The 8,157-nt window shown below is 72.3% G+C and carries 9 protein-coding genes; 7 read left to right on the forward strand and 2 right to left on the reverse strand.

Going from position 1 to position 8,157, the window contains the following annotated elements; genetic code table 11:
• From IH00_RS0123615 to IH00_RS0123625, 3 genes are all read left to right on the forward strand, one after another.
• A partial coding sequence (locus IH00_RS0123615) for an AIM24 family protein (RefSeq protein ID WP_031076780.1) occupies window positions 1–1,003 on the forward strand: 1,003 nt, incomplete at its 5' end.
• A gap of 13 nt (window positions 1,004–1,016) precedes the next feature.
• A complete protein-coding gene (locus tag IH00_RS0123620; RefSeq protein ID WP_031076782.1) occupies window positions 1,017–1,697 on the forward strand; it encodes an AIM24 family protein in 681 nt (226 codons plus the stop codon).
• 19 nt (window positions 1,698–1,716) lie between these two features.
• Window positions 1,717–2,472, forward strand: coding sequence for an AIM24 family protein (locus tag IH00_RS0123625; protein WP_031076784.1), 756 nt, complete (start codon window positions 1,717–1,719; stop codon window positions 2,470–2,472).
• Window positions 2,473–2,589: 117 nt separating this feature from the next.
• On the opposite strand, the gene IH00_RS0123630 is transcribed toward IH00_RS0123625, so the two are convergent.
• On the reverse strand, window positions 2,590–3,120 hold the full coding sequence (locus IH00_RS0123630) for an NUDIX hydrolase (RefSeq protein ID WP_031076786.1): 531 nt from the start codon (window positions 3,118–3,120) through the stop codon (window positions 2,590–2,592).
• Complete coding sequence (locus IH00_RS0123635) at window positions 3,117–4,565, reverse strand: zinc-dependent metalloprotease (RefSeq protein WP_031076787.1); 1,449 nt, start codon at window positions 4,563–4,565, stop codon at window positions 3,117–3,119. Before IH00_RS0123635 ends, IH00_RS0123630 begins: the two co-directional genes overlap by 4 nt.
• 191 nt (window positions 4,566–4,756) lie before the next feature.
• Between IH00_RS0123635 and IH00_RS0123640 the strand changes: the two genes are divergently transcribed.
• From IH00_RS0123640 to IH00_RS0123655, 4 genes are all read left to right on the forward strand, one after another.
• Entirely contained in the window at window positions 4,757–5,866 is a 1,110-nt protein-coding gene (locus tag IH00_RS0123640) for an SDR family oxidoreductase (protein ID WP_031076788.1), read from the forward strand.
• Window positions 5,867–6,003: 137 nt separating this feature from the next.
• Complete coding sequence (locus IH00_RS0123645; RefSeq protein WP_031076789.1) at window positions 6,004–6,465, forward strand: molybdenum cofactor biosynthesis protein MoaE; 462 nt, start codon at window positions 6,004–6,006, stop codon at window positions 6,463–6,465.
• 224 nt (window positions 6,466–6,689) lie between these two features.
• A complete protein-coding gene (locus tag IH00_RS43445; RefSeq protein WP_199819801.1) occupies window positions 6,690–6,860 on the forward strand; it encodes a hypothetical protein in 171 nt (56 codons plus the stop codon).
• A 104-nt stretch (window positions 6,861–6,964) separates the two neighbouring features.
• Entirely contained in the window at window positions 6,965–8,053 is a 1,089-nt protein-coding gene (locus IH00_RS0123655; RefSeq protein WP_031076791.1) for a YlbL family protein, read from the forward strand.
• The last annotated feature ends 104 nt before the right edge of the window (window positions 8,054–8,157 follow it).

The raw sequence follows: 8,157 nt of genomic DNA on the forward strand, positions 1-8,157 counted from the left end.
CGCGCCCCCCGCCCCGGCACCCGCCCCCGCCCCGGCTCCTGCGCCGCAGCCCATGCACGCCGCGCCGACCATGGCCGCGCCGATGCACGCGCCGGTCGCCCCGACCCCGCCGCCCGCGCCGTCCCCCTACGGACAGCCGCCGCAGCAGCCGCAGTTCGGCCAGGTTCCCGGACAGACCCCGCCGTACGGCCAGGTCCCCGGGCAGACCCCGCCGTACGGCCAGCCCGCTCCGGCCCCGTCCCCCTACGGGCAGCCTGCCCCGTCCCCGTACGGCCAGCAGCCGCCCGTCGGCATGCCACCGGGCGCCCCGCACGGCATGCCCCAGGGTGTCCCGCAGGGCGGGGCCGGCCTGCAGGCCGCGCTCCAGCCGTACCGGGAGACCGCCACCGGCCAGCGGTGGACCCCGCAGAACCAGCAGCTCATGCGGGTCGACCTCGCCATGGGCGGAAGCCCCGTCCTCGCCCGCCAGGGCAGCATGGTCATGTACCAGGGCAAGGTCGACTTCAGCTACAAGGGCGCCGGCTTCACCGGCCGCATCGTGGGCAACGCGACCGGCCAGGAGATGCAGCTCATGCGCTGCACCGGCCGCGGCCAGGTCTTCCTCGCCGAGAACGGCGCCCATCTGCACCCCATCGAGCTCCAGGGCGACGGCATCTGCGTCTCGGCGGAGAACGTCCTCGCGTTCGACGAGACGCTCCAGTACGAGGTGCGCCGCATCGAGGGTCACGGCATCCCCGGCGGTGCGCTGTTCACGATGCAGTTCACCGGCACCGGCACGGTCGTGGTCAAGACGAACGGCGTCCCGGTCGTCCTGCCCGTCACACCGACCACCTTCGCGGACTGCAACGCCGTCGTGGCCTGGTCGGCCGCGTCCCAGGTGATCCTCTCCAGCCAGGTCCGGCTGCGCCGCAACGCGTACCCGGGACACAGCGGGGAGACCGTGAACCTCCAGTTCCGCGGCGCCCCCGGGAACTTCATCGTCGTCCAGCCGTACGAGGTCTGAGGGAGCCCGGACAATGAACCAGCAGCTCGCGGGCTTCGCCCCGACCCCCGTCTCGGCCCGGATGGAGAACCACGGCCGCCACATGCTCAAGGTGGCCATGGCCTCCGGCCAGGACCTGTACGCGCGCACCGGCTCGATGGTGTCGTACGAGGGCTTCATCCAGTACGAGCCCAACCCGCCCGCCGTCCGCCAGATCGCCTCCCAGTGGATGACCGGCGAAGGCGCGCCCGTCATGAAGTGCACGGGCGACGGCCTGCTCTACCTCGCCGACTACGGCGCCGACGTCGTCGTGATCAACCTCAACAACGACGCCATCTCCGTCAACGGCACCAATGTGCTGGCCTTCGACGCCCATCTCCAGTGGGGCGCGGAACGGGTCAAGGGCCTGGCCAAGTTCGCCGGCCAGGGCCTGTGGAACGTGCAGATCGCGGGCACCGGCTGGGTCGCGCTGACCTCGCGCGGCACCCCCGTCGTCGTCGACTGCGGCCGCGGCGAGGACGAGACGTACGTCGATCCCGACGCCCTCGTCGCCTGGTCGCCGACGCTCAAGGTGAAGGGCAAGCGCAGCTTCAAGGCCTCCTCCCTGATCGGGCGGGGCAGCGGAGAGGCGTACCAGATGGCCTTCTCCGGACAGGGCATCGTCGTCGTACAGCCGAGCGAGGACAGCACCGACCGCCTGCGGATCCGGGGCTGAGGGGGAGCGAGAACACACCATGCAGAGCCCGCTTTTCAGCCACACCGAACAGCAGAGCCAGGAGCGGTACGTCGTCCAGAACCCGCAGCTGCTGCGGGTGGCGCTCACCGGACACGACGACGTCCTCGCCCGCAAGGGCGCCATGGTCGCGTACCAGGGGCTGATCGACTTCGACGGCGAGTACCAGAACCGGACCCAGGAGCGCGCCCGCGCCAACACCGGCGAGGGACTGGACCTGATGCGCTGCTCCGGGCAGGGCACCGTCTACTTCGCCAACCTGGCGCAGTACATCCACGTCGTGGAGGTCGACCAGGACGGCATGACCGTGGACAGCGCCTATGTGCTGGCGCTCGACTCCACGCTGCACACCGAGGTCATCGCCGTGGACAGCCAGTACGGCATCTCCGGCTCCGGCAAGTACCAGCTGAACATCTCCGGCCGCGGCAAGGTCGCCCTGATGACCTCCGGCCAGCCGCTGATGATGCACGTCACGCCCGACAAGTACGTCAACGTCGACTCGGACGCGATCGTCGCCTGGTCGTCGTCGCTGCGCGTCCAGATGCAGGCGCAGACCCACTCCTCGAACGTGCGCCGCCGCCGCGGCAGCACCGGCGAGGGCTGGGAGCTCAGCTTCCTCGGGCAGGGCTTCGCGCTGGTGCAGCCCAGCGAGGTCATGCCGCCGCAGAACGCCCAGATCGGTCAGGGCGTCGGCGCGCAGTTCGGCGTCGGCCAGCACGGCGCGCACGCGCAGAACCAGAACAACGCCTGGAACTGAGCCCCCGGGGGCGACGGGCATACGGGAGGGGCGGCCGCCATGGCGACCGCCCCTCACCCGTTCCTCGCGCCGCCCGGCAGAGACGCGAGTCGCCTCGCAGCGACGCGGCGCGCCGCCTCACAGGGAGGCGCGGGCCGCCTCCACCAGCCGTACGACCGAGGTGTCGGCGACGGCCGCCACCTCGTCGTACGGGAACCAGCGCAGGTCCAGCGACTCGTCGCTGATCGCCTCCACCGCGTCCGGGGGCGCGACCGCCACGTACTGCACATCCAGGTGCCAGTTGCAGGGCGCGGGGATCGGGTGCCGGTCCAGCCGCGCGGGGCCGCCCGGCAGCAGCGTCAGCCCCGGGATCCCGGACTCCTCCGTGGCCTCCCGCAGCGCCGCCGCGGCGACCGTCGGGTCTCCCGGCTCGCAGTGCCCGCCCATCTGCAGCCACATGCCCAGCTTCCTGTGCAGGGTCAGCAGGGCGCGGCCGCGCCCGGCGTCGACCACCAGCGCGCTCGCCGTGAGGTGCCCGGCCTCGCAGGCCTTCCACATCCCGTCCGGGTGGGCCGCCAGGTGATCCAGATAGACCTGGCGCAGCCGCGCCTGGTCCCCGGACCCCTCGTACGCCTTCAGGACCAGGACGGCGTCATCGTGCAGGGTCACTTGTCGGAGTCGTCCTCGTCGTCGGTGCGCGGGGCGTCGCCGCGGGTGCCGTCGCCGCCCGGCCGGTCCTGGTGGGTGCCGCCGGCGGCCTCGCCCAGCATCTTGTCGAGCTCCGAGAAGTCCAGGTGCTCCCGGTGCACGAAACCGTCCGGGTCGTCCAGGTCGGACGCCGTCGGCAGCATGTCGGGGTGCTGCCACAGGTCGTCGCGCCCGTCGACACCCCGCGCGTCGGTCAGCGACGCCCACAGCCGCGCGGCGTCACGCAGCCGGCGCGGGCGCAGCTCCAGGCCGATCAGCGTGGCGAAGGTCTGCTCGGCGGGACCGCCCGAGGCGCGCCGCCGCCGCAGGGTCTCCCGCAGCGCCGCGGCCGAGGTCAGCCGGGACTTGGCGGCCTCGTGCACCACCGCGTCCACCCAGCCCTCCACCAGCGCCAGAGCCGTCTCCAGACGGGCCAGAGCGGCCTTCTGCTCGGCCGTGTCCTCCGGCTGGAACATGCCCTGCTGCAGCGCTTCCTGCAACTGCTCCGGGTTGGACGGGTCCAGACCGCTGACAGCGTCCTCCAGCTTGGAGGTGTCGACCTTGATCCCTCGCGCGTACCCCTCGACCGCGCCGAACAGGTGCGAGCGCAGCCACGGCACGTGGGCGAAGAGCCGCTGGTGAGCGGCCTCGCGCAGGGCCAGGTACAGCCGTACCTCGTCCTTCGGCACGCCCAGGTCCTTGCCGAACACTTCCACGTTCAGCGGCAGCAGCGCGGCCTTGCCGGCCGGGCCCAGCGGCAGGCCGACGTCGGTGGAGCCGACCACCTCGCCCGCCAGCACGCCGACGGCCTGGCCGATCTGCTGGCCGAACATGGCGCCGCCCATGGAGCGCATCATGCCGATCAGCGGGCCGGCCATGGCCTGCATCTCCTCGGGGAGCACATCGCCCATGGCGGCGCCGACGCGCTCGGCGACCGGGTCGACGAGCTGCTGCCACGCGGGGAGCGTCGCCTCGACCCACTCGGCGCGGCTCCACGCCACGGCCGTGTTCGCACCGGACGGCAGGGACGTCACGCCGTCCAGCCACAGGTCCGCCAGCCGTACGGCCTCCTCGACCGCGGCCCGCTCGGCCGGGCCCACGCTGGAGTCCTTGGTGCCGTCCGCGGTGCCCTGGGCGACCGTCTGGCGCGCGATCTGCTTGGCCATGTCCCAATTGACCGGGCCGCCCTCGTAGCTCAGCATCTGGCCGAGCTGCTGGAACGCGGCTCCCAGGTCGGTGGGGTTCAGCGAGCCGAACATCGCGGCGAAGGGGTTGTCCGCGCCGCCCTGTCCGCCGCCCGGCAGCCCGGGGAACCCGAAGGGGTTGCCCGCCCCCTTGCCACCTTCGGAGGGCTGCTTCTTCCTGCCCTCGTCGCCGTCCTCCGGCTCCTCCGGCGGAACGCCGAATCCGAATGGGGTGTCACTCACGGGTTTCCTCGGCTCGTAGGGCCGCCGGCTTTCCTGCCGGCGGCGGCTGCCCGACAACACCACCAGCGTAGACATCCGGGCCGGATATGGGCTCGGTGCTCCGCTGACACGTGCGCTGCGGCAGGATGGACGCCACCTGGTACGTACGCGTCATTCACGTACGTACTGAACACAACCGCTGGAGACGCCTGGTGAGTTCCCCAGATCCGCAGGTTCGCGCAGCGCGAAACCATGCAGCCCCGTCCGCAGGCCGCCGCCCCGTCGTCGCGGTCACCGGTGCCGCGTCCGGCGTCGGCGACCTGCTGATCCGGCGCCTCGTCGCGTCCGAGGAGATCAAGCAGGTCATCGCCATCGACGAGCGCCGCGGCGACGTCCCGGAGGCGCACTGGCACATCCTGGACGTACGGGACCCGGCCATCGCCGAGAAGCTGCGCGGCGCGGACGTGGTGGTGCACCTCGCGCTCGATCTCGACCTGGAGACCGACGCGGCCGCCCGTACGGCGTACAACGTCCGCGGCACCCAGACCGTGCTGACGGCGGCCGCCGCCGCGGGCGTCCACCGGGTGGTGCTGTGCACGTCGGCCATGGTCTACGGCGCGCTGCCGGACAACGACATCCCGCTCTCGGAGGACGCCGAGCTGCGGGCCACCGCCGAGGCCACCGGTGTGGGTGACCTGCTGGAGATCGAACGCCTCGCACGCCGGGCGCCCCGCGCGCACCCCGGCCTGAACGTGACGGTGGTGCGCCCCGCCATCCTGGTCGGTGGTACGGACACGGCGCTGACCCGCTACTTCGAGTCGCCGCGGCTGCTGGTGGTGGCCGGATCGCATCCGACGTGGCAGTTCTGCCACGTCGAGGACCTGGTCCGCGCGCTGGAGTACGCGGCGCTCGAGAAGGTCGAGGGCGAGTTCGCCGTCGGCTGCGACGGGTGGCTCGAGCAGGAGGAGGTCGAGGAGCTCAGCGGCATCCGGCGCATGGAGCTGCCCTCGGCGGTGGCCCTCGGGGCGGCGGCCCGGCTGCACCGGATCGGCCTCACCCCGTCGCCGGCCGGTGACCTCGCGTACACGATGCATCCGTGGGTGGTCAGCGTGGGGCGGCTGCACGACGCGGGGTGGCGGCCGCAGTGGACCAACGAGGAGGTCCTCGCCGCGCTGCTGGAGGAGGTCCAGGGCCGCCACACGGTCGCCGGTCGCCGCCTGGGCCGCAAGGACGCCACCGCGGCGGGCGCGGCGGGCGCGACGGTCGCCCTCCTGGGCACGGCGGCGCTGGTACGGAGGGCCCGCAGGCGCCGCGGGCTGTAGCGCCCGGCACCGGGGGACCGCCGGGCCAGGGCCGCCTTGTGGCCCGGCCTCCCTGTAGGAGGCTCCAACGCGCGCGGGGGCGGGCCGGGCGAAAGCGCTATTCCGCGATGTCAGTGCCGTACGGCACGATGGACTGCATGGCACCCACGTACGACCACCCCGGCGAGCGCGCGGCGGCGGACCCCATCCGGCTGCTGGCGATCCGTGACACCCCGCTCTCCCTCGACGAGGTCTTCCGGGCCGTCGGCGACGACGCGGCCGGGGGCACCGCGCTCTTCGTGGGCACCGTGCGCAACCACGACGGCGGCGCCGACGTGGACGCCCTGGGTTACTCCAGCCACCCCACCGCGGAGGCCGAGCTGCGCCGGGTCGCCGAGAAGGTCGTCGCCGACCACCCGGTCAGGGCGCTGGCCGCCGTGCACCGCGTGGGCGACCTGTCCGTCGGGGACCTGGCGGTGGTCGTCGCCGTGTCCTGCCCGCACCGCGCGGAAGCCTTCGCGGCCTGCCGGAAGCTGATCGACGACCTCAAGCACGAGGTGCCGATCTGGAAGCACCAGCGCTTCTCCGACGGCACCGAGGAGTGGGTCGGGGCCTGCTGAGCCCCGGGCACATCACCGGGGCCCCCGGACTGGATCCACGGGAAGGGTCGGGGCCCGCTGAGCCCCGGCACGTCTCCCGCTGATCGCAAGTGGAGAGGGCCGTCCGGTCGGACGTGGCGATGGTCCGATTTGCGTAACCGCACCCCGGGCACGAGCGTTGTGAGGGCGGATGGTTAATCTGCTGATCAGTCAGTGGCGTTCGCGCATGGGGACGGGAGGTCGCGATGGCAGTACTCGCCTGGTTGCTGATTCCGCTGTTCGCAGCCATCGGAGCTGCGATATGGGGAAGCTGGGCATCGCGCACCAAGACCATCGAGGACGTGGCCGAGCTCGCCGGCTACGCGCGCTTCCGTGACGCGATGGAGAAGACCCACTCCCGCGGCGGCCCGGCCTGAGGTGTCCCGCCCCCGGGCCCGCGCCCGGAAAGCCCGTGCCGCGGTCACCCCGTACGGACCGGCCCCAGGGGTGGACTGACGGACGCGTCCCGTACTGTCGTTCCATGCCACGCCGCACCGCGACGATGCTCGCTTCGACCCTCATCCTCATCGCGCTGCTCTGCGCGGGGGTCTTCATCAAGGTGCCCTATTCCGAGATGAGCCCCGGTCCGACGGTCAACACGCTGGGCGACTCCGGTGGCGAGCCGGTGCTCCGGATCTCCGGGCACAAGACGTACCCCACATCGGGGCACCTCAATATGACGACCGTCAGGGTCACCGGTGCGGACTACAGGATGAACCTGGTCGAGGCCGTGTACGGCTGGCTGGCACACGACAGCGTCGTCGTCCCGCACGAGACGCTCTACCCGGACGGCAAGACCGAGGAGCAGTCCACGCAGGAGAACGCCGAGGAGTTCAGCCAGTCCCAGGAGAGCGCCAAGGTCGCCGCCCTCGGACAGCTGGGCATCCCGGTCACCGCCCGCGTCGTGGTCTCCTCCGTGCAGAAGGGCAGTCCCGCCGAGAGCGCGCTCCACGCGGGCGACGTGATCAGGGCGGTGGACGGCACGGCGGTCAAGGCGCCGCAGGACGTGGCCAAGCTGGTCACCCGGCACAAGCCGGGCGAGGACGTGGTCTTCACCGTCGTCCCGGCCAAGGCCGCGGCTGCGGCCGAGAAGGCAGGCCAGGAGCCCACCACCACCGAGAAGGTCACGATCACCACGAGGAAGTCCGACGAGGGCGACCGGGCGGTCGTCGGCATCCAGGCCGGGATCGACCACACCTTCCCGTTCGCCATCGACATCAAGCTGGCCGACGTGGGCGGCCCCAGCGCGGGCCTCATGTTCTCGCTGGGCATCCTCGACAAGCTCACGCCCGGTGACCTGACCGGCGGCAGGTTCGTCGCCGGCACGGGCACCATCGACGACCAGGGCAAGGTCGGTCCCATCGGTGGCATCGACATGAAGCTCGTCGGCGCACGGAACGCCGGCGCCCGCTACTTCCTGACGCCGGCCGACAACTGCGCCGCCGCGGCGACGGACACACCGGAGGGCCTCACCCTGATCAAGGTGAAGTCCATCGACGATGCCGTGAAGTCCCTGGAGAAGGTCCGTACGGGCAACACCACCGGCCTGCCCAGCTGCTCGGCCTCCTAGGGCCTTCGACGACGCCGGGCCCGCGCGCCCGGCATCGCACCCCCGGTCCACCGCACACGCACCTCTGGCAGCGCCCCACAGTGGCTCCTGAGCGGCACAGTGGC

Source organism: Streptomyces sp. NRRL S-118 (assembly GCF_000716335.1).
Lineage (GTDB): Bacteria > Actinomycetota > Actinomycetes > Streptomycetales > Streptomycetaceae > Streptomyces.